Source organism: Sphingomonas crocodyli (assembly GCF_004005865.1).
GTDB lineage: Bacteria > Pseudomonadota > Alphaproteobacteria > Sphingomonadales > Sphingomonadaceae > Rhizorhabdus > Rhizorhabdus crocodyli.
This window is the reverse complement of record NZ_SACN01000001.1, coordinates 2,891,139-2,911,219: the sequence shown is the minus strand read 5'-3', so window position 1 is coordinate 2,911,219 and position 20,081 is coordinate 2,891,139. Positions and strand designations below refer to the sequence as shown.

Genomic DNA, 20,081 nt, shown 5'->3' with positions numbered 1-20,081 from the left:
CTACCGATCGGTAGGGTGGAAGCGGGCTTTTGCTTGCGGATGCGCAATACATCGTTGTGCATCCGATCCGATCGGTCAGCCCCAATCGCCCGCGTGGCTCATCCACACCGCGATCGCGGCCGCCGTGGCGGTGTCGGCGCGCAGGATGCGGGGGCCGAGCGAGACGCCGGTCGCCTGGGGGATTGCGCGGATCGCGGCGCGCTCTTCGGGCGTGAAGCCGCCTTCGGGGCCGATCAGGATCGCGGCGGGGCCGGGGCGGATCGCCTGCGCCATCGGCACGCCGCCTTCCTCATCGGCGAAGAGCAACTGGCGGTCCTCGGGCCATTCGCGCAGCAGTGCGGCCAGCTTCATCGGTTCGTCGAGCAGGGGCAAAGCGGTGCGTTCGCACTGCTCGGCCGCCTCGATCATGTGCGATCGCAGCCGATCGAGGTTGAGCCGGTCGACGATCGTGCGGTGGGTGATCACGGGGCGCCAGCGCGCGACGCCCAGTTCGGACGCCTTCTCCGCGACCCAGTCGATCCGGTCCTTCTTGATCGGCGCGGCGACCAGCCACAGATCGGGCACCGCCTCGCGTTCGCGCAGGTTATCGGTGAGGTGGAGGATCAGGCTGCGCTTGGCGACGCTTTCGACCGTGGCGATCCATTCGCCGGTGCGGTCGTCGAACAGGATCACCTGATCGCCCGCCTTCCGCCGCATCACGCCGCTGAGATAATGCGCCTGCGGCCCGTCGATGCTCAGCCGCTGATCCTGCGACAGGGGTTCATCGACGAACAGGCGGGGCAGGCTCGCGGGCGGCCAGGCGGGGGTGGCGGGCATGGGCACGCGCTATCACGCCCGCGCCGCCCCGTCATCCTTGCCCTTCAGTTGACCGAATAAGGGATCGAGATAGTGTAGCTGGATCCCGCCGCCATGCTGCCCTGCGGCCGGAACTTCACATGGGTGATCGCGGCCTGCGACACGGCGTCGCCCGCCACCGGGGCGGCGGTGAAGTTGGTGCCGCCATCGGACGAGAACTCGACATTGTCGCTGCCATTGTTCGACGCGACATAGCTGAGCGTCAGGCCGGATGCCGGATTGCCGTCGGTCGTCCGCACGACATTGCCGCCGGTGCCGTCGCCGTCGAGCGCGATCGTCATCTTGGGCGGGGTCGGCACGGTGATCTGGAGGACGTTGGCATCCACCGCGACGATATCCGGATTGTTGACCGTCACGGTCATGCGCCGCTTGCTGCCCGGCAGCGCCTTGGGATTGCTGGTTCCTTCGACGGCGTTCCAGGTGGCCGCCCCCATCGCGATGGTCACGGTCGGCGGATTGGCCTGCACGGTCAGGGTGACGTTCACCGTGCCGGTCACGTTGCCGCTGTCGATCGGGCCGAGGATGCAGATGCCCAGTGCGTTGACCGAGCAGAAATACCATTCCCACTTGATCTGGAAGCTGCCCGTATAGGTGCCCGCCGGGGGATAGCCCGCGCTGGAGAGCTTGAAATGGACGGGCACGTTGGTCGTGTTCGTGGACAACAGGCTCAGCAGCGCGCCGTTGATATAATAGGTCATCACGCCGGGCTTGAGTTCGGCGGTGCCCGCGGAGTCGGCGTAGAGCTTGTAGGGGACGCTGTTCCCGCCCGACGTCAGCGTCAGCGTGGAGGCCGCGGTGACGGTCGCCTTCAGATAATTGCCGCTCAGCAGGCCCAGAACCTGCGAATTGGTGCACGAAAAGCCGCCCAGCGTCGGCGTCAGCGGCACGACACCCGCCTTGATCGCGGAGGGCGAGAAGGGGCCGATGCTCACCGATGTCGGCGTCGTCACGCCGCAGGCATGGCCGGCGGACGTCCACGCGAACAGGATCGCGCCGAGCAGGGACATCAGCGGCCATGCGGGGCGACGCCGCGTCCGACGGAAAAGACGGTTCACGAACATGCTGCCCGGCTTGGCGGCACGTGCTTACCGATTGCCTAACCCGCGCCCCTCCGGAGCGCGCGATTAGACCAATAGATAAGGCCTCACGATCTCACCGGCGCCATCGCCAGCCGTTCGAGCATCTCGGCGAACGTGTCGCGCTTCATGCCGCGCCCCGGCCCCAGCCACCAGGCGACGGTGCTGAAGATCGCGTTGACGGCATGCGTCACCGCCAGATCGAGCGGAATGTCCGGATCGAAGATCACCGGCACGCTCGATCCATAAGCGATCGCGCGCGCCATTGCGTCGCGCCGCACCACGTCGCCACCGCCGATCAGCAGCGCGCGACACAAGGCGGTCCGTTCGGCGATGAAATCGACCAGCGCGCGCGTCACCTGCACGCGATCGGCCGACAGCAGGGTCGGCATCATCGTCGTCATGAACTCGCTGATCGTCGCGTCGGCAATGTCGGTCAGCAGCGCGGTCTGATCGGGGAAATGGCGGAAAAACGTCGCATAGCCGACGTTCGCCTCCTCCACGATCATCGCCACCGTAATGTCCGGAAAATCATGCCGGGCGAGCAGGGAAATCAGGGCCGATCGCAGCGCCGCGCGGGTTTTGATGACCCGCGCATCCTTACGCCAACGATCGCCTTCTTGGTTTCTTGTCGGTGCCACTCTTGTTTTATGATCCACTAGTTATCATATGTCACGCAATCGTTTCGACTGACCTAAGATGGCTTTCTGGACGAAGGCAAGGTCCGTCGTCTCCCAATGTGGTGGAGATTGTCCGATGACCGAACATTGTCCCATTCATGCGGGTCGCCAGGGCGATGACCGCAAGACGGCCGGCGCGGTCGCCGGCGGGCCGACCGCGACGGCCGATCGCATCGCCGATCATGCCGGCGTGCGCACCGTGCTGCGCGATGAAAGCGCGACACAGGCGGGGTTCAAGGCCGATCTGATCCGGCGCTATGCCGACATGCGCTTTGCGCCGATCCTGTTTCTGGAGGGCGACGCGCATCGCAGGCAGCGTGCGGCGACCGCGCGTTTCTTCGCGCCGCGCACCGTCACGACCCGCTATCGCGAACTGATCGAGGCGGAGGCCGATGCGCTGATCGGCGGCTTCCGGGCAAAGCGCGAAGCGACGCTCGACCGGATGAGCCTGCGCCTGGCCGTGGCGGTCGCGGCCGATATCGTCGGGCTTACCAACAGCGACCGCGATGGCATGGCGCGGCGGCTCGATCGCTTCTTCGACGCCGATCTGGCGCTGAAGGACAACAAGCTCGCGCAGTTCGCCAGCTTCTTTCAGGGGCAGTTCCGCCTCTGGTCCTTCTACTTCCGCGACGTCCGCCCCGCGATCCGCGCGCGGATGAAGACCCCGCGCGAGGATGTGATCTCGCACCTGATCGCGGAGGGCTATAGCGACCGGTCGATCCTCACCGAATGCTTCACCTATGGCGCAGCGGGGATGGTGACGACGCGTGAGTTCATCACGATGGCGGCGTGGCACCTGCTCGAAAACCGCCCGCTCGCCGACCGCTTCCGCAGCGTGGACGAGGCGGGGCGGCTCGCGATCCTCGAAGAAATCCTCCGCCTCGAACCCGTCGTCGGCACGCTCTACCGCCAGCGCGAGGGCGAAGCGGGGCCGATCGCGCTCGATATCCGCGCCGCCAATGCCGATGCGGAGGCTATGGGCGCCTGCCCACACCGGCTCGACCCCGATCGCGAGCGTGCCCCACGCGTCGGGGCGGCCGGGCTGGCCTTCGGCGACGGCGCGCACCGCTGCCCCGGCGCGGGCGTCGCGCTGCTGGAGGCCGCGATCTTCCTCGATCGCCTGCTGCGTGTGCCCGGCATCCGGCTGGAGCAGGCACCGAGCATCGGCTGGAACCCGCTGATCACCGGCTATGAACTGCGGGGCTGCCGGATCGGCTGCGATTGATCCGACCCGCTCGCCCCCACCACCTCACCTCCCCACTCGTCATTGCGAGCGTAGCGAAGCAATCCAGGCCCGCACTTGAGTTAGGTCGCGACCATCTCAAGTGCGGGCCTGGATTGCCGCGTCGCCTTCGGCTCCTCGCAATGACGAGGTGGGGAGGAGGGGGAGCCGCCTCAGCCCGCCGTCTTCTTCGCCAGATAGGTCGACAGCCGGTTCTTCGCCGGAATCCGCGCCCGCGCCGGGTTCATCAGGTCGTAAACCACCGCATTTTCCAGCACGCGCTGCACATAGCCGCGCGTCTCTTCGAACGGGATCGCTTCGATCCAGTCGATCACGTCGACGCCCGGCATGCGCGGATCGCCATTGGCGCGGATGAACTTGTTCACATTGCCGGGGCCGGCATTGTAGCTCGCGATCGCCAGCACATAGCTGCCATTATAATAATTGAGCATGCGATCGAAGAAGGACGATCCCAGCATCACATTATAATCGACGTCGGCCAGCCGTGCGGGATCATAGGCCAGGCCGACCTTGCCCGCCTGTTCCTTCGCGGTGGCGGGCATCAACTGCATCAGCCCGCGCGCGCCGGTGCGGCTGGTCGCCTGCCGGTCGAACTGGCTTTCCTGCCGGCTGATCGCGTGGATTATCGTCCAGTGGCTCTCCATCGTCGCCGGAACTGTGACGGTGGGGAAGCCGATGCGCAGCGGATCGGGCGTGCCGCTGGTCCGCGCCGCGCGCGATACCATCACGCCCAGATCGGGCCGTCCGATCGATCGGGACAATTCGCCCGCCAGCGCATGATCGATGTCGGTCTTGGCGTCGTTGGCGATCAGGCGGATGAACGCGGTCTGATCCTGCCACTGCCCGTCGCGGCCCAGCAGGCGCGCGGCGCGCACGACCTCGCTCGCCTCGAACGCGGCGCGCTCGGTCGGCGCGATGGCGCGGTTCGGCTCGGCGGGCATGGCCAACTGGCGGCCCAGCCGTTCGGCGGCCAGCTGGCCGTAGAACTGGTCGATATGCGACGCGGCCTGCCCATAATAGCTGTTCGCCCAGTCGGACTTGCCGGCGGCTTCGGCGGCGCGGCCCGCCCAGTACATGCCCTTGGTTTGGGTCGACGGGCTCTGCGCGGCGCGGGCATAGCGATCGAACATCGTCATCGCATCGGCGGGGCGGCCAGTCCGCTTGAGCGACACGGTGCCGCCCAGCCACATCAGATTGGTATAGTCGTCACGCTCGTCGAACGGACGATCGCGGACCTGCGTGCCCGACGGATAGGTTTCCTCGGCATGGCGCGCGATCGCGAAGGCCAGATCGTTCTGATTGTCGGCCGCCGCCTGCCGCCCGAACTGGAACAATGTGTCGAGCCAGATCGCCGCGTCATAGGGCACGCCCGACAGGTTGCGCGATTGCGCCAGCCAGACGCGCGCATCGGCGGTGTTACCCCGGTCGCGCATCCAGCGCGCACGATCGAGGATGAAGCCCGGATCGCGATTGGCGGCTTCGCCTGCCGCCGCCACCTTCGTCGCGACATCGGGATCGTTGCGGATCAACGCGATGCGCGCCTCGTAGATCGGCCGGCGCGATGGCGTTGCGAGCGACAGGAACTTCGCCGCATTGGTCGCCTGCCGATCCCACAGCAGCCGCTCCATCCGCCGATCATGGTCGGTCGCGCTGAACTGCCCGCCGAAGCGGGTGAGCAGCCGCCCTTCGTCGTCGGGCGACAGCGCCTTCATGCCCCATGCGGTCGCCGCGGCGGTGCGCGCCTCGCCGGTGCGGCCGGTCGCCGCCAGCGCCTCGGCATAGCGTGCCTGTCCGGCGGCAGTCAGCGGCGGGGTGCGCGTGAAGAAGGCGACGACGTCACGCGGCGTATAATTGTTCGGATCGATCCGGCGTTCGGCCGTGCGGCGCATCGCGGTGTCGCCGGGCCAGCCGGGATGCGCGGTTAGGAAGGTCGCATAGCTCTGGAACGGCAGCGAGTCGTTGCCGCGCAGCCGCCGCCAGTCGGCGGTCGCCTGCCGCAATGCCGTCTCGTTCCACCCGGCAAAGCCCGGCGGCGCGGGGGCGGGCCGATTCGGCTCGTCCTGCGAAACCACCGCAGCAAGCGCGGCCGTGGAAAGGAGCAGCAGGCCCGGCATAAAAAGACGGCGGGCGCGGCTGGACAGGGCGGGGGGCTGAAACCTATTGGGCGCAGCACGATCTCGCTGGTCGTTCATGGGGGGCCTTATGCCCCCGTGACGCGGCGAGGTGAAGGGAGTGACTCATGTTCAGTGGATCGATACCGGCGCTAGTGACACCGTTTCGCGACGGGGCGTTCGACGAGAAACTGTTTCGTGGCTTCGTCGACTGGCAGATCGAACAGGGTTCTTCGGCGCTCGTGCCGTGCGGCACGACGGGCGAAAGTGCCACGATGTCGATCGAGGAACATAATCATGTCGTCCGGGTCTGCATCGATCAGGCGAAGGGCCGCGTGCCCGTGATCGCCGGCTGCGGTTCGAACGACACGATGGTCGCGCTCGAACATATGAATCATGCCAAGGCGGCGGGTGCTGCGGCGGCTCTGGTCGTGCTGCCTTATTATAACCGCCCCAATCAGGACGGCATTCTCGCCCATTATCGCTATCTGGCGGCGAACAACGATCTGCCGATCGTGGTCTATAACGTGCCCGCGCGTACCGTGACCGACATCCTGCCCGAAACCTTGGGCAAGCTCGCCGAACTGCCGACGATCATCGGCATCAAGGATGCCAGCGGCAAGGTCGAGCGCGTCTCGGCGCAGCGCGCGTCGTGCGGCCCCGATTTCTGCCAGCTGTCGGGCAATGACGATATGGCGCTGGGCTTCATGGCGATGGGCGGCAAGGGCTGCATCTCGGTCACGGCCAATGTCGCGCCGAAGCTGACCGCCGATTTCCAGGCCGCCTGCGCCGAAGGGCGCTGGGCCGATGCGCTGGCGCTGCAGGACCGGCTCTTTCCGCTCCATGCCGCGTTGTTCACCGACGCTTCACCCGGCCCGATCAAATATGCGCTCACCCGTGTCTATCCCGATTTCCCGAACGAGCTGCGCATGCCGATGACCTGGCCGTCCGAGGCGAGCCGCAAGGCCGTCGACGCGGCGCTGGCACATGCGGGGTTGGTGTGAGCGCCCTGCGCTCCCATCTGTTGAGATAATATGGCCCGCCCGCATCCTCCCGAATTCGAAAAGACCAAGATCGTCGCCGAGAACCGGCGCGCGCGGTACGAATATTTCCTCGAGGAATTCTTCGAGGCCGGGATCGCGCTGACCGGAACCGAGGTGAAATCTTTGCGCTTCGGCGAAGGGTCGATCGCGGAAAGCTATGCCGAGGTGAAGGATGGGGAGGTGTGGTTGGTCAACGCCAACGTTCCCGAATTCAGCCACGGCAACCGCTTCAACCATGAACCGAAGCGCCCCCGCAAGCTGCTGCTGCGCGAACGGCAGATCGAAAAGATGCGCAATGCCGTGACGCGCGAGGGCATGACGCTGATCCCGCTGATGGTCTATTTCAACGGGCGCGGCCGCGCGAAGGTCGAACTCGCGCTCGCCAAGGGCAAGAAGCTGCACGACAAGCGCGATACCGAGAAGCAGCGCGACTGGAAGCGCGAGCAGCAACGCCTGCTGCGCGATCGCGGCTGATGTTCGCGCGGATCGGCGGCTGGTGGCGCAAGCACGCGCCGACGCGGGAATCGCTGGAGGAGGTGCGCTGGTTGCGTCCGTTCGCGCATCGCGTGCTCGAACCGGCTTTGTGGCGCTTCACCCGCCGTTCGGTGCCGCGCGGCGTGGCGCTGGGGCTGATCGTCGGCATCTTCCTGATGATCCCGGGGCTGCAGATCATCGGCGCGTGCCTGCTCGCTTTGCCGTGCCGTGCGAACGTGCCGATCGCGGTGGCGGGGACGTTCCTGTCGAACCCCGCGACGACGCCCTTCATCCTCTATCTGTCGCTGATCGTCGGCAATCACTTCATCCATTCGACCGCCGATGTCGGCACGGTGATGGTGATGATCGAACAGGGCGCGTCGATCGGCGAATGGCTCGGCTGGCTCGCCTCCTCGGCCGCGCCCGCTTTGGTGCTGGGGCTGTTCGTGATCTCGGTCGTCTGCGCGGCGGTCGGCTATCTGGCGGCGGCCTTCTTCTGGCGCTGGTGGATCGCGCATAAGTGGACCCTGCGCACCCGCCAGCGGATCGAGGCCGCGCACCAGCGCGCCCACCCGGATCATTACGACGAACACGGTCATCATCGGGGTTGATCTTGCGCGGCGGCGGGCTTAGCCAACCGTCATAGCAAGATAATACAGAGGTTCCCGATGAAAACGTTCCTGATCGCGTTGGCCGCGAGCACGATGCTTGCGTCCGCGGTTTCGCCGGCAATTGCCGCGACCGCCGCTGCGCCCGCCGACAGAAAGCCGGTCTATGGCAGCTTCGGCTTCGATGCGGCCGGCATGGACAAGTCGATCGCCCCCGGCGACGATTTCTACGGTTACGCCAACGGCACCTGGACGAAGAATACGCCGATCCCGTCGGATCGTTCGAACTTCGGCATGTTCTCGGTTCTCGACGAACTGTCGATCGCGCGCAGCCACGAGATTCTCGAGCAGGTCTCGAAGGCCCCCGGCAGCCGCATCGGCGACATGTATGCCAGCTTCACCGACGAAAAGATGGTCGACGCGCTGGGCATCAAGCCGCTCCAGCCTACGATTGCCGGGATCAAGGCGATCAAGGACAAGTCCGCACTTGCCGCCGAAATGGCGAAGCTGCGCAAGGTCGGCGTCAACGCGCCCTTCATCCTGTATGTGGGGCAGGACGACAAGGATCCCGAAAACTACATCGTGAACAGCTATCAGGGCGGCCTCGGCCTCCCCGATCGCGATTATTACATCAAGACCGACGCCCAGATCGTCGAGACGCGCACCAAATATGTCGCCTACCTCACCCAGTTGCTGACGATGGCGGGCGAGCAGGATGCCGCCGCGCGCGCTGCCGCCGTGGTCGCGTTCGAAACCGAGCTGGCCAAGGTTCACTGGACCCGCGTCGACAGCCGCGACAGCACCAAGACCTACAACAAGTGGCAGCGCGCCGATTTCGCGAAGAACGCGCCGGGCTTCGACTGGGATGCCTTCCTGAAGGCGTCGGGCGTCGATGCGCAGCCCGCCTTCCTCGTCGCGCAGCCGACCGCTTTCGCCGGTTCGGCCAAGGTGATCGAGGCGACCCCGATCGCGGTCCTCAAGGACTATGTCGAGCTGAACCTGATCAACGCGATGGCGCCGTACCTCTCGAAGCCGTTCGTCGACGCCGACTTTGCCTTCAACCAGACGACGCTCAGCGGCACGCCCGAAAACGCCACCCGCTGGAAGCGCGGCGTCAATCTGGTGAAGGACAATATCGGTGAGGATCTGGGCCAGGAATATGTGAAGCGCTGGTTCACGCCGGAGACGAAGGCGGCGGCCGATCAATTGGTCAAGAACGTCATCGCCGCGATGGGCAAGCGCATCGACGGCTTGACCTGGATGGCGCCCGAAACCAAGGTGAAGGCGCGCGCCAAGCTGGCGGCCTTCACCCCCAAGATCGGCTACCCGGACAAGTGGCGCGATTATTCGGCGCTCGTGATCAAGCGCGATGATCTGGCGGGTAACGTCATGCGCTCGGCCGAGTTCGAATGGAATCGCGGCCTCAATAAGCTGGGCAAGCCGCTCGATCGCAGCGAATGGGGCATGACCCCGATGGAGATTAACGCCTACGCCAATTTCGGCATGAACGAGATCGTCTTCCCCGCCGCGATCCTGCAGCCGCCCTTCTTCGATCCGAACGCCGATCCGGCGGTCAACTATGGCGGCATCGGCGCAGTGATCGGGCATGAGATCAGCCACCATTTCGACGATCAGGGCGCCAAGTACGACATGCACGGCCGCCTGTCCGACTGGTGGACGGCCGAGGACGTGAAGGCGTTCAACGCGCTGACCGACAAGGTCGTGAAGCAGTATGACGCCTACGAACCGCTCCCCGGCATGCACATCCAGGGCGCGCTGACGCAGGGTGAGAATATCGCCGATCTCGCGGGGCTTACGGTCGCGCACGAGGCGTATATGATCTCGCTGGGCGGCAAGAAGGCGCCGGTGATCGACGGCTTCACCGGCGATCAGCGTTTCTACCTCGGCTGGGCGCAGGTGTGGCGCCGTTCCTATCGCGAGGCGAACCTGCGCCAGCGTTTGCTGACCGATCCGCACTCGCCCTCGATCCAGCGCGCCTGGGTCGTGCGCAACCTCGATCCCTTCTACTCGGCTTACGATCCCAAGCCCGGCCAGAAGATCTATCTCGCGCCCGATCAGCGCATCCGTATCTGGTAATCGGCACGGGGAAGGGGGCGGCGTCACCATCCGTCACCTTCCCCGGCTTGACGTCCTCCGTCGCCGGGAGGACAGGTTGGCATGGCCAGCCACTTCCTCTCGTCGCCCAAACCGATGAAGACGGGCGCGCGCGCATCCAGCCGCACGCTCCTCTACGGCATCGTCATCACGATGTTCATGCTGCTGTCGGCGGGCACGGTCGTCGCCGTGTGGGGAACCGTCGCCGATGCGAGCAGCGCGCGCGTCTTCCTGATCGCCTTCATCGCCGCGATGTTCGGGCTGCTGGTCTATGCGCTGGTCCGCTATCGGCAGCCCGCCGCAGTCGCGCGCGTCTCCGCGCCGGACATGAACCTGATCGTCGGCGTGATCGAGGATTCGGATTGCGCCGTCGCGATCACCCGGCCCGACGGCAGCCTCGCCTGCGTCAATCGCCGTTTCCAGAACTGGTTCGGTGGCCTGCCGACCCCGCCCGCGCTTCCCCTGCCCGAGGAATCACGCCGCCGGCTCGATGAGGCGCGGATGATCGCGCGGCGCGACGGGATCGCACACCTTCCTGGCCTCGTCACCGATCGCGGCACCGTCGACGTCGTGCTGCGCGCGGCGGGGGAGGATGGCGCGCACCTCGTCTGGCGCTTCCGCCAGCTGCGCCGGATGGACGGCATTTCCGAACTCGCCGGCTGGATCAATGGCGAGAGCGGGCGGCGCTTCGGCGGCGCGGGCATCATGGTCGCTCTGGTCGATGCGGAGGGGCGCGGCATCGTCGCGAACCGCGCCTTCCACAAGCGCGCTTTGGGCGACATGGAGGCGCCCCCCGGCTGGCTGTTCACCGATCTGCTGCGCGTCGATGGCGATGCGATCCGTCTCGCGCGTGAAGCGCGGGATTCGACCCCGATACACCTCTCGCAAGTCACCTTCGATGGCGGCGAAGGCGATGGCGCGACGATGTTCCTGATGTTCGATCTGCCCACGACGGCCATCGGTGGCGGCGTTGCGCAGCAGATCGCGCCCGCCGTGCCCAATGTGCAGGGGCTGCTCAACATGCTCCCCCTCGGCCTCGCGCTCGCCGATCGCGACGGGCGGCTGCTGTTCATGAACGACAGCTTCCGCCGCGCCGCCGGCATCGCCCCCGACGGGCACGTCATCTACCCGAGCGACTTGGTGGTGGAGGACGACAAGGCATCGGTGTCCGACGCCGTCCGCCGCTTCGCCTCGGGCCGCGGATCGTTCGGCGATCTCTCGGTCCGGCTGAAGGACAAGGGCGAGGAGAGCGTCGCCCTCACCATCGCCGCGACCAAGGGGCTGGGCGACGCCGCCGTCCTCCTGAGCCTCAAGGACAATAGCGAGGAATCGCGCCTCAAGCGGCAGGTCGCGCAGGCGATGAAGATGCAGGCGGTGGGTCAGCTCGCCGGTGGCGTCGCGCACGATTTCAACAATATCCTCACCGCCATCATCGGCCATTGCGATCTGATGTCGATGCGCCACATGCCCGGCGACAGCGACTATGACGACATCCAGCAGATCAAGCAGAACTCGAACCGCGCCGCCGCGCTGACCCGTCAGCTGCTCGCCTTCTCGCGTCAGCAGACGTTGCGCCCGCAGATACTGCAGCTGCCCGACGTCATCTCCGAAATCTCCAGCCTCTTGCGCCGCTTGCTCGGCGAACGCGTCGCGCTCGATGTCAGCCACGGCCGCAATCTGCAGACGGTGCGCGCCGATCCGGGCCAGCTGGAGCAGGTGATCGTCAATCTCGCCGTCAACGCGCGCGACGCGATGCCCGATGGCGGCACGCTCACGATCCAGACCTACGGTCTCTCCGCCGCCGATACGCGCAAGCTGGGCATCGAAATCATGCCCATCACCGAATATGTCGCGCTGCGAATGAGCGATACGGGCACCGGCATCCCGCCCGAAATCATCACCAAGATCTTCGAACCCTTCTTCACCACCAAGGAGGTCGGGCGCGGCACCGGTCTGGGCCTCTCCACCGTGTACGGCATCGTCAAGCAGACCGGCGGCTTCATCTTCGCCGAATCGGAAGTGGGGAAGGGGACCAGCTTCGTCATCTACCTGCCGGTCCACGAGGCGGAGAAGGGCGCCGCGCCCGCGCAGCGCGCCGTCGCCAAGGAGCCGTCGACCGAACTCTGGGGCACCGGCACGATCCTGCTGGTCGAAGATGAAGCGATGGTCCGCGCCGTCGCCGAACGTGCGCTCTCGCGTCAGGGCTATACCGTCGTCACCGCGACCAATGGGGAGGAGGGGCTGGAGGTGCTCGAAAGTGGGCAGGAGGTCGATCTCGTCATCTCCGACGTGGTGATGCCGGTGATGGACGGCCCCGCAATGGTCCGCGCCGCGCGCGAAGCCCGCGCCGATCTCCCGGTGATCTTCATGTCGGGCTATGCCGAGGAACAATTGCGCAAATCGATCGACATCGAGAATATAGGTTTCCTGCCTAAGCCATTCTCCGTGCAGCAGATTTGCGAGGCGGCCCGTGACACTCTGGCGGCGGAGCGCGCAGCCGACAAATAATCTTTGTTCCCATCTTGTTCTGTAGGAACATTTCGGATACACAATCGGACATTGCAGCGTTCGGAAGTGCTATCTACGAGGGAGCCAGCTGATGTCGGCGCAGTTGAAACTGATAGGAACCCCCAAGGAAGTGGCAAACATCGACAGGGAAAAGGCGCTCGAAGCGGCGCTGGCGCAGATCGATCGCGCCTTCGGCAAGGGTTCGGCGATGAAGCTGGGCTCGCGTGAGACGATGCAGGTCGAAGCGATCTCGACCGGCTCGCTCGGGCTGGACATCGCGCTCGGCATCGGCGGCCTGCCCAAGGGGCGCATCGTCGAGATTTTCGGCCCGGAAAGCTCGGGTAAGACCACGCTGGCGCTCCATGCGATCGCCGAGGCGCAGAAGGCGGGCGGCACCGCGGCCTTCGTCGACGCCGAACATGCGCTCGATCCGGTCTATGCCAAGAAGCTGGGCGTCAACATCGACGAACTGATCGTGTCGCAGCCCGACACCGGCGAACAGGCGCTCGAAATCGCCGACACGCTCGTCCGTTCGAACGCGATCGACGTGCTGGTGATCGACTCGGTCGCCGCGCTCGTTCCGCGCGCCGAAATCGAAGGTGAGATGGGCGACAGCCATGTCGGCCTCCAGGCGCGTCTGATGAGCCAGGCGCTCCGCAAGATCACCGGCTCGATCAACCGGTCGAAGTGCCTCGTCATCTTCATCAACCAGATCCGTATGAAGATCGGCGTGATGTACGGTTCGCCCGAAACGACGACCGGCGGCAACGCGCTGAAGTTCTATGCGTCGGTCCGTCTCGACATCCGCCGCACCGGCCAGATCAAGGATCGCGACGATATCGTCGGCAACGCGACCCGCGTGAAGGTGGTGAAGAACAAGGTCGCCCCGCCGTTCAAGCAGGTCGAATTCGACATCATGTATGGCGAAGGCGTGTCGAAGGTCGGCGAAATCCTCGACCTTGGCGTCAAGGCGGGCCTCGTCGAAAAATCGGGCGCGTGGTTCAGCTATGATTCGATCCGCATCGGGCAGGGCCGCGAGAATTCGAAGACCTATCTGAAGGAAAATCCCGACGTCTGCGCCCGCATCGAAAAGGCGATCCGCGCCAATGCCGAAGGCGTCGGCGACGCGATGATGACCGGCCCGTCGGACGACGACGACCTCTAACTATTCATCCTCCCCCGCCAGGGGGAGGTGTCAGCGTAAGCTGACGGAGGGGGAGGGCGGCGGCCAACTTGAGGTTTCGCATCCTCCCCCTCCGTCGCCTTCGGCGCCACCTCCCCCTGGCGGGGGAGGATCGAGTTTGGTGGATTTGCTGCCCCGCCGCATTTCCCCAAATTCCGGCCGAAATCCAAAGGCCACAAAAGCCACAACCATTGTGGCCTTTGACGTTACACGAGGCACAAGATGGTTTTCGCCCGTCTCAACTATGTCGAACTCCCCGCCGCCGATGTCGCGGGCAGCAAGACCTTTTTCGAAACCGCCTTCGGCTGGTCGCTGACTGCATTCGGGCCGACCTATGCCGCGACGATCGGCGCCAGTACCGATTTCGCGCTTCAGGGCGACATGCTGGAGGCGACCGCCAAGCCGTTGCCGGCGATCGAGACCGACGATCTCGAAGCCGTCCTCGCCTCGGTCGAGGCCGCAGGCGGTGAGATCACGCTGCCGATCTTTGCCTTCCCCGGCGGTCGCCGCTTCCATTTCCGCGAGCCTTCGGGCAACGAACTGGCGGTCTATATCAACGAACCCGAGGCTTGATCGTCCGATCGCCCTCCGGTTCGGGAGGGTGTGTTCGTGACGATCCCAAAGGCGATTACGGTCCACCACCTCGAAAATTCGCGCTCGCAGCGCGTCTTGTGGCTGCTCGAGGAACTCGGCCTTCCCTATGAGGTGAAGCGCTACGAGCGGAACAGAAAGACGATGCTCGCCCCGCCCGAGCTTCGAAAGATCCACCCGCTCGGCAAGTCGCCGGTCGTCGAGCATGACGGGCGCATCATCGCCGAAACCGCGACGATCATCGGCTATCTTGTCGCGCTCGCCGGTGGCCGATTGGGTCCACCCGCCGACACCGATGGCGGCCTGCGCTGGCGCTACTTCCTCGATTATGCCGAAGGCTCGCTGATGCCGCCGCTGCTGCTCAGCCTCGTCATTCAGAAGATGGGGCCGTTCGGCTGGCCTGCCAAAGGCTTCGTCGAGAAGATGGCCATGACGCACATCGACTATGTCGAATCCGAACTCGTCACCCGCCCCTGGTTCGCCGGCGCCGATTTCAGCGCCGCCGACATCATGATGAGCTTCCCGCTGGAGGCCGCGCGCGGTCGCCTGAAACTCGACGGTCGCCGCCCGAACATCGTCGAATGGCTCGACAAGATCCACGCCCGGCCTGCCTATCAGGCCGCGCTCGAACAGGGTGGTCCCTATGCCTACGCCTAAGCTGGCCATCCTCGCCGCGCTCGCCCTGATCGCCGCTGCGCCGCCCTCGGCGGTCCCCGAAGTCGGCGAACCCGGCACCGCCGCCGAACGCGCCGCGCTGATGACCGCGACGAAGACCTGGTTCGACGCGCAGGATCACGGCAAGCCGACCCATGCCTACAAGCTGATCGGCCCCAGCATGACCGCCTATCTCACCCCGCAACTCTTCGCCGACGCGCAGGCGCGTTTCGCGTCGGAGGCGGGCAAGCTCGATCGCCGCGTCCTCACCCGGATCAGCTGGTATCGCGACCCGCCCGACGCCCCCGCGCCCGGCCTCTACGTCGCTACCGACTTCACCGCGCGCTACGCCAATCTCGATCTGATGTGCGGCTACCTCATGTGGCACGAAGCCGCCCCCGGCCGCTTCGAGCTCGTCCGCGAAGAACAAAACTACATCGACCACGCCGCCGCCAAAGCCATGCCCCCCGAACGCCGCAAGGAACTCCCCAAGCTATTTGGCTGCGTGGGCGCGGAGGAGGCGAGGGTGGACTAAGCCGCGCTCGCCTTTCGCTGCGGGCAATCGGCGGCATGGTCGTTCACCATCCCGACCGCCTGCATGAACGCATAGACGATCACCGGGCCGACGAACTTGAAGCCGCGCTTCTTGAGTGCCTTGGACATCGCTTCGGAGGCGGGGGAGGAGACCGGGAACGAGGCACCGTCGCCCTGCTGGGGTTCGCCGTCGACGAAGCTCCACAGCCACGCGGAGAAATCCTCGCCCGCCGCGGCCATCTCCTCGTAGATGCGCGCCGCGCCGATCGTGGCGAGGATCTTGGCGCGGGCGCGGATGATGCCTTCGTCCTGCATCAGCGCCTCGACCTTCGCGTCGTCATAGGTCGCGACGATCGCGGGATCGAAATTGTCGAACGCGCGGCGAAAGCCCTCGCGGCGATAGAGGATCGTCCGCCACGAAAGGCCCGCCTGAAACCCCTCCAGCATCAGCATTTCCCACAGCATTCGCGGATCGCGCACCGGCACGCCCCATTCGGCGTCGTGATAGGCCGACATCACGGCGTCGCCCTCGGCCCAGCTGCAGCGCGGCATTACTGGCCGCGCACCGGTGTCGCGGCCGCATCGCCGACAACGGTGGTCCACGGCAGCACGCGCCACGATCGTACGATCCCGCTGATTACATAGGGATCGGCCCGCGCGAACGCCTCGGCCGCCTCCGGCCCGTCGCCCGTAAACAGCAGCATCGCCGCCTCGACCGGATCACCGAGCGCGCCGCCCAGCAGCAGGTCGCCGCGTTCGGCGGCTTCCCATGCGAGCGTCAGATGCTCCGCGCGAAACGTGCCGCGTCGTTCGAGATAATCGGGAGCCAGATCGTAGCTCAGGATGAAATGGGCCATCAGTCGCTGCTCCCTCCGCTATCGCCGCCGCCACTATCGCCACCGCTGTCGCTGCTGCCGCTGTCCGCAGAATCGTTCCAGTCGCCGCTTGCCCCGCCGCCGCCGAAATCGCCGCCACCGCCGGAGAAATTGTCCGATGCGCTGCCGCTGTCGCTCCAGCTTGACGGATAATATGTGTCGGTGCTGGCATAGCCGCCGCCGCCCGCATCGCCCCCGCCGGAGCGCCCGCGCCGCGTCGATCGATACAGCGCGATCACGAGCAGGATCAGCCCGGCGACCACCACGAACTTGATCATCGCATCGCCCTCCGCCGAACCCATGTTCTGCGCATCTTCCAAATCGACGCGTCCTACCCTAAGTCGACGCCATGACGTCGACCAACGATATTCGCCGCTCCTTCCTCGATTATTTCGCCGGGGCCGGCCACGCCGTGGTGCCTTCCGCGCCGCTGGTGCCGCACAACGATCCCACGCTCATGTTCGTGAACGCCGGCATGGTGCCGTTCAAGAACGTGTTCACCGGCCTGGAAACGCGCCCGTACAAGACCGCGACGTCGAGCCAGAAGTGCGTCCGCGCGGGCGGCAAGCACAATGATCTCGACAATGTCGGCTATACGGCGCGGCACCACACCTTCTTCGAGATGCTGGGCAATTTCTCGTTCGGTGACTATTTCAAGGAACAGGCGATCACCCACGCCTGGACCCTGCTGACCAAGGTCTGGGGCCTTTCGCCCGACAAGCTGACCGCCACCGTCTATCATACCGATGACGAGGCGTTTGATCTGTGGAAGAAGATTGCGGGCCTGCCCGAAAGCCGGATCATCCGCATCCCGACCAAGGACAATTTCTGGGCGATGGGCGATAACGGCCCGTGCGGACCTTGTTCCGAGATCTTCTACGATCATGGCGATCATATCCCCGGCGGCCCCCCCGGCAGCCCGGACGAGGATGGCGATCGCTTCATCGAGATCTGGAACAACGTGTTCATGCAGTTCGAACAGGTCGACAATGAGATTGTCGGCGAACTGCCCAAGAAGTCGATCGACACCGGCATGGGGCTGGAGCGGATCGCCGCCGTCCTGCAGGGCGTCCACGACAATTACGATACCGACACGTTCAAGGCGCTGATCGCGGCGTCGGGCGAGCTGACCAAGACGGTGACGACCGGCGCCAACCAGGCGTCGCACCGCGTGATCGCCGATCATCTGCGCTCGGCAGGCTTCCTGGTCGCGGACGGCGTGCTGCCGGCCAATGAGGGGCGCGGCTATGTGCTGCGCCGGATCATGCGCCGCGCGATGCGCCACGCCCACCTGCTGGGTGCGGCCGAGCCGCTGATGCACCGTCTGGTGCCCTATCTGGTGGCCGAGATGGGCAATGCCTATCCCGAACTGGGCCGCGCGCAGCCGCTGATCGAAGAGACGCTGAAGCTGGAGGAGGTCCGCTTCCGCCAGACGCTCGCCAACGGCCTGAAGCTGCTCGACGAGGCGACCGGCGGGATGAAGGCGGGCGATACCCTGCCGGGTGTGACCGCGTTCAAGCTCTACGATACTTATGGCTTCCCCTATGATCTGACCGAGGATGCCCTGCGGGCGCAAAATCTCAGCGTCGATCGCGCGGGCTTCGACGCGGCGATGGCCGAGCAGAAGGCGGCGGCGCGCGCGGCGTGGAAGGGTTCGGGCGAAAAGGCGTCGTCCGAAGTGTGGTTCGACATTGCCGAAGAACATGGCGGCACCGAATTCACCGGCTATGTCAGCGAAGTCGGCGAAGGCCAGTTGATCGCGATCGTCAAGGATGGCGCGCGGGTGGACAGCGCAGGGCCGGGCGACGAAGTCTCGCTCGTCACCAACCAGACGCCTTTTTACGCCGAAAGCGGCGGCCAGATGGGCGATGCGGGCGTCGTCACCGGCGAGGACGGGCTGATCATCGAGATCGCCGACACCGCCAAGCCGCTGGGCCGCATCCACGCGATGCAGGGCGTGGTGAAGGCGGGCACGCTCAAGGTCGGCGTGCCGCTGCATCTGGTGGTCGACAAGGATCGCCGGACGCGGACGCGCGCGAACCATTCGGCGACCCACCTGCTCCACGCGGCTCTGCGCAAGCGGCTGGGCGGGCATGTGACGCAGAAGGGCAGCATGGTTTCGGCCGATCGCCTGCGCTTCGACTTCTCGCACCCCAAGCCGATGACGGCGGAGGATATCGCCGCGGTCGAGGCCGAGGTGAACCTGCACATTCGCGAGAATGAAGAGGTGATGACCCGCCTGATGACCCCCGACGACGCGATCGCGGCGGGCGCGATGGCGCTGTTCGGCGAGAAATATGGCGACGAGGTGCGTGTGCTCTCGATGGGCCATGCCGACGAGAACAATTATTCGGTCGAGCTGTGCGGCGGCACCCATGTCTCCGCGCTGGGCGACATCGCCTTGTTCAAGATCGTGTCCGAAAGCGCGGTATCGAGCGGCGTGCGCCGGATCGAGGCTTTGACGGGCGAAGCGGCGCGGCTGTGGCTGACGCATCGCGACGAGCGGCTCAAGGAAGCCGCCGCCGCGCTCAAGACCGCCCCCGACGACGTGCCCGCGCGCATCGCGGCGCTGGTCGAGGAACGCCGCAAGCTCGAGCGCGAACTGGCCGAGGCGAAGAAGGCGCTGGCGCTGGGCGGTGGTGCGGCCAAGGCCGATGCGGCCGGGCCGGAGGATATCGCAGGCGTGAAGTTCCTCGCGCAGGTCGTCGACGGCCTCGATCCCAAGGGGCTGCGCGGGCTGGTCGACGAGGCGAAGCAGCAGCTTGGATCGGGCGTGTCGGTGATCGTCGCGACCAACGAAGGCCGCGCGAGCGTCGCGGCGGGCGTGACGGCGGACCTGACGGGTCGCATCAGCGCGGTCGATCTCGTCAAGGCGGCGGTGGCCGCGCTGGGTGGTCAGGGCGGCGGGGGCCGTCCCGACATGGCGCAGGGCGGCGGGCCGGACGGCGACAAGGCGAACGATGCCGTCGCGGCGGTGCGCGAGGTGATCGCGAAGGTGCCTGCTTGAGGATTGCGGGCATCGCGGCGCTGGTCGCGATGCTCATTCCTTCCGTCGTGATCGCGGCGCCGCTGCGGTCAGGCATCTACAGCAGCGTCAGGCACATCCCCGACGCCGACGACCTAGTCGGCAATGAGATCGAACTGCACCTCGACGATCCCGAGCCTTGGGCCGAGTTCGTGATGTGCGAAGGCTGGTGCAATTCGACCTATATCGTCGATGTGGCGCGGGCTAGCGACGGCTTCAGCTTCGATTTCGATCAGCCGCTCTACAATCCGGATGGCAAGTCGGCGCCGTCGCTCCATTTCCACGTCACCGGTGAGATGCGCGGTAGCCGGCTGTTGCTGATATTCAACCGCGATCGTGAGAGTGCGGATCGACTGAAGATGGTGAAGCGCGTCTATGGTCTGGGTGTGGCGCGGGCCGAGCAGGCCAGTCGTTAGCCTTCTCGTCTTCCCCGCGAAGGTGGGGATCCATCCAGTTTCACCGCTGGCGAAGGCTTTGGATAGGCCCCCGCCTTCGCGGGGGCGACG

Annotated in this window: 19 protein-coding genes; 12 read left to right on the top strand and 7 right to left on the bottom strand. The window is 65.8% G+C overall.

The features are described 5' to 3' along the window. Positions 1-75 precede the first annotated feature (75 nt). The 3 genes from EOD43_RS13935 to EOD43_RS13925 all read right to left on the bottom strand — a co-directional run bounded on the left by EOD43_RS13935 (position 76) and on the right by EOD43_RS13925 (position 2,572). Positions 76-816, bottom strand: coding sequence for a 16S rRNA (uracil(1498)-N(3))-methyltransferase (locus EOD43_RS13935; protein ID WP_127744431.1), 741 nt, complete (start codon positions 814-816; stop codon positions 76-78). Between the two features lie 44 nt (positions 817-860). After that, the gene (locus EOD43_RS13930; protein WP_127744430.1) at positions 861-1,862 is read right to left on the bottom strand and encodes a spore coat protein U domain-containing protein; all 1,002 of its coding nucleotides are present in this window, start codon (positions 1,860-1,862) and stop codon (positions 861-863) included. A gap of 137 nt (positions 1,863-1,999) precedes the next feature. Next, positions 2,000-2,572, bottom strand: a complete 573-nt coding sequence (locus EOD43_RS13925; protein WP_164857230.1) for a TetR/AcrR family transcriptional regulator — start codon at positions 2,570-2,572, stop codon at positions 2,000-2,002. 115 nt (positions 2,573-2,687) lie between these two features. On the opposite strand from EOD43_RS13925, the gene EOD43_RS13920 reads away from it, so the two are divergent. Then, positions 2,688-3,836, top strand: a complete 1,149-nt coding sequence (locus EOD43_RS13920; protein ID WP_206363527.1) for a cytochrome P450 — start codon at positions 2,688-2,690, stop codon at positions 3,834-3,836. A 170-nt stretch (positions 3,837-4,006) separates the two neighbouring features. Here EOD43_RS13920 and EOD43_RS13915 read toward each other — a convergent pair whose 3' ends face one another. After that, on the bottom strand, positions 4,007-6,046 hold the full coding sequence (locus tag EOD43_RS13915) for a lytic transglycosylase domain-containing protein (protein WP_240653197.1): 2,040 nt from the start codon (positions 6,044-6,046) through the stop codon (positions 4,007-4,009). 47 nt (positions 6,047-6,093) lie between these two features. On the opposite strand from EOD43_RS13915, the gene dapA reads away from it, so the two are divergent. The 9 genes from dapA to EOD43_RS13870 all read left to right on the top strand — a co-directional run bounded on the left by dapA (position 6,094) and on the right by EOD43_RS13870 (position 15,676). Then, on the top strand, positions 6,094-6,969 hold the full coding sequence (dapA, locus tag EOD43_RS13910; RefSeq protein ID WP_127744428.1) for a 4-hydroxy-tetrahydrodipicolinate synthase: 876 nt from the start codon (positions 6,094-6,096) through the stop codon (positions 6,967-6,969). 30 nt (positions 6,970-6,999) lie between these two features. Then, on the top strand, positions 7,000-7,482 hold the full coding sequence (smpB, locus tag EOD43_RS13905; RefSeq protein WP_127744427.1) for an SsrA-binding protein SmpB: 483 nt from the start codon (positions 7,000-7,002) through the stop codon (positions 7,480-7,482). After that, positions 7,482-8,093, top strand: coding sequence for a DUF2062 domain-containing protein (locus EOD43_RS13900; protein WP_127744426.1), 612 nt, complete (start codon positions 7,482-7,484; stop codon positions 8,091-8,093). The genes smpB and EOD43_RS13900 overlap by 1 nt, the downstream gene beginning before the upstream one ends. Before the next feature lie 57 nt (positions 8,094-8,150). Further along, positions 8,151-10,187, top strand: a complete 2,037-nt coding sequence (locus tag EOD43_RS13895; protein ID WP_127744425.1) for a M13 family metallopeptidase — start codon at positions 8,151-8,153, stop codon at positions 10,185-10,187. 81 nt (positions 10,188-10,268) lie between these two features. Further along, complete coding sequence (locus tag EOD43_RS13890; RefSeq protein WP_240653196.1) at positions 10,269-12,713, top strand: hybrid sensor histidine kinase/response regulator; 2,445 nt, start codon at positions 10,269-10,271, stop codon at positions 12,711-12,713. A 91-nt stretch (positions 12,714-12,804) separates the two neighbouring features. Beyond that, complete coding sequence (gene recA, locus EOD43_RS13885) at positions 12,805-13,878, top strand: recombinase RecA (protein WP_127744424.1); 1,074 nt, start codon at positions 12,805-12,807, stop codon at positions 13,876-13,878. Positions 13,879-14,118: 240 nt separating this feature from the next. Next, positions 14,119-14,469: a VOC family protein gene (locus tag EOD43_RS13880; protein WP_127744423.1), complete on the top strand. Its 351-nt coding sequence runs from the start codon at positions 14,119-14,121 to the stop codon at positions 14,467-14,469. A 36-nt stretch (positions 14,470-14,505) separates the two neighbouring features. Continuing rightward, positions 14,506-15,144 carry a glutathione S-transferase family protein gene (locus EOD43_RS13875; RefSeq protein ID WP_240653195.1) on the top strand — a complete coding sequence of 213 codons (639 nt, stop codon included), beginning with the start codon at positions 14,506-14,508 and terminating at the stop codon, positions 15,142-15,144. Then, on the top strand, positions 15,131-15,676 hold the full coding sequence (locus EOD43_RS13870) for a DUF4019 domain-containing protein (RefSeq protein ID WP_127744422.1): 546 nt from the start codon (positions 15,131-15,133) through the stop codon (positions 15,674-15,676). The genes EOD43_RS13875 and EOD43_RS13870 overlap by 14 nt, the downstream gene beginning before the upstream one ends. On the opposite strand, the gene EOD43_RS13865 is transcribed toward EOD43_RS13870, so the two are convergent. Genes EOD43_RS13865 through EOD43_RS23900 form a run of 3 tightly spaced genes read right to left on the bottom strand, consistent with a single transcriptional unit; the run spans position 15,673 to position 16,870 of the window. Next, positions 15,673-16,227 (bottom strand): DNA-3-methyladenine glycosylase I, encoded by a 555-nt coding sequence (locus EOD43_RS13865; protein WP_127744421.1) that lies wholly within the window; start codon positions 16,225-16,227, stop codon positions 15,673-15,675. The two genes, EOD43_RS13870 and EOD43_RS13865, sit on opposite strands and share 4 nt — an antisense overlap. Beyond that, positions 16,227-16,532, bottom strand: coding sequence for a YciI-like protein (locus EOD43_RS13860; RefSeq protein WP_127744420.1), 306 nt, complete (start codon positions 16,530-16,532; stop codon positions 16,227-16,229). The genes EOD43_RS13865 and EOD43_RS13860 overlap by 1 nt, the downstream gene beginning before the upstream one ends. Next, the gene (locus tag EOD43_RS23900; protein ID WP_206363526.1) at positions 16,532-16,870 is read right to left on the bottom strand and encodes a hypothetical protein; all 339 of its coding nucleotides are present in this window, start codon (positions 16,868-16,870) and stop codon (positions 16,532-16,534) included. The genes EOD43_RS13860 and EOD43_RS23900 overlap by 1 nt, the downstream gene beginning before the upstream one ends. Before the next feature lie 29 nt (positions 16,871-16,899). Here EOD43_RS23900 and alaS point away from each other — a divergent pair, with 29 nt between their 5' ends. Together alaS and EOD43_RS13845 are read left to right on the top strand one after the other, a co-directional pair. Further along, complete coding sequence (gene alaS / locus EOD43_RS13850; RefSeq protein ID WP_127744419.1) at positions 16,900-19,557, top strand: alanine--tRNA ligase; 2,658 nt, start codon at positions 16,900-16,902, stop codon at positions 19,555-19,557. Then, positions 19,554-19,991, top strand: a complete 438-nt coding sequence (locus tag EOD43_RS13845) for a hypothetical protein (RefSeq protein ID WP_127744418.1) — start codon at positions 19,554-19,556, stop codon at positions 19,989-19,991. Before alaS ends, EOD43_RS13845 begins: the two co-directional genes overlap by 4 nt. The last annotated feature ends 90 nt before the right edge of the window (positions 19,992-20,081 follow it).

Coding starts and splice junctions, on each gene's coding strand:
- EOD43_RS13870 (WP_127744422.1), top strand. CDS start 15,131: ATGCCTACGCCTAAGCTGGCCATCCTCGCCGCGCTCGCCCTGATCGCC.
- alaS (WP_127744419.1), top strand. CDS start 16,900: ATGACGTCGACCAACGATATTCGCCGCTCCTTCCTCGATTATTTCGCC.
- EOD43_RS13880 (WP_127744423.1), top strand. CDS start 14,119: ATGGTTTTCGCCCGTCTCAACTATGTCGAACTCCCCGCCGCCGATGTC.
- EOD43_RS13920 (WP_206363527.1), top strand. CDS start 2,688: ATGACCGAACATTGTCCCATTCATGCGGGTCGCCAGGGCGATGACCGC.
- EOD43_RS13860 (WP_127744420.1), bottom strand. CDS start 16,532: ATGGCCCATTTCATCCTGAGCTACGATCTGGCTCCCGATTATCTCGAA.
- EOD43_RS13930 (WP_127744430.1), bottom strand. CDS start 1,862: ATGTCCCTGCTCGGCGCGATCCTGTTCGCGTGGACGTCCGCCGGCCAT.
- EOD43_RS13865 (WP_127744421.1), bottom strand. CDS start 16,227: ATGCCGCGCTGCAGCTGGGCCGAGGGCGACGCCGTGATGTCGGCCTAT.
- EOD43_RS13935 (WP_127744431.1), bottom strand. CDS start 816: ATGCCCGCCACCCCCGCCTGGCCGCCCGCGAGCCTGCCCCGCCTGTTC.
- EOD43_RS13900 (WP_127744426.1), top strand. CDS start 7,482: ATGTTCGCGCGGATCGGCGGCTGGTGGCGCAAGCACGCGCCGACGCGG.
- dapA (WP_127744428.1), top strand. CDS start 6,094: ATGTTCAGTGGATCGATACCGGCGCTAGTGACACCGTTTCGCGACGGG.
- recA (WP_127744424.1), top strand. CDS start 12,805: ATGTCGGCGCAGTTGAAACTGATAGGAACCCCCAAGGAAGTGGCAAAC.
- smpB (WP_127744427.1), top strand. CDS start 7,000: ATGGCCCGCCCGCATCCTCCCGAATTCGAAAAGACCAAGATCGTCGCC.
- EOD43_RS13890 (WP_240653196.1), top strand. CDS start 10,269: ATGGCCAGCCACTTCCTCTCGTCGCCCAAACCGATGAAGACGGGCGCG.
- EOD43_RS13895 (WP_127744425.1), top strand. CDS start 8,151: ATGAAAACGTTCCTGATCGCGTTGGCCGCGAGCACGATGCTTGCGTCC.
- EOD43_RS13915 (WP_240653197.1), bottom strand. CDS start 6,046: ATGAACGACCAGCGAGATCGTGCTGCGCCCAATAGGTTTCAGCCCCCC.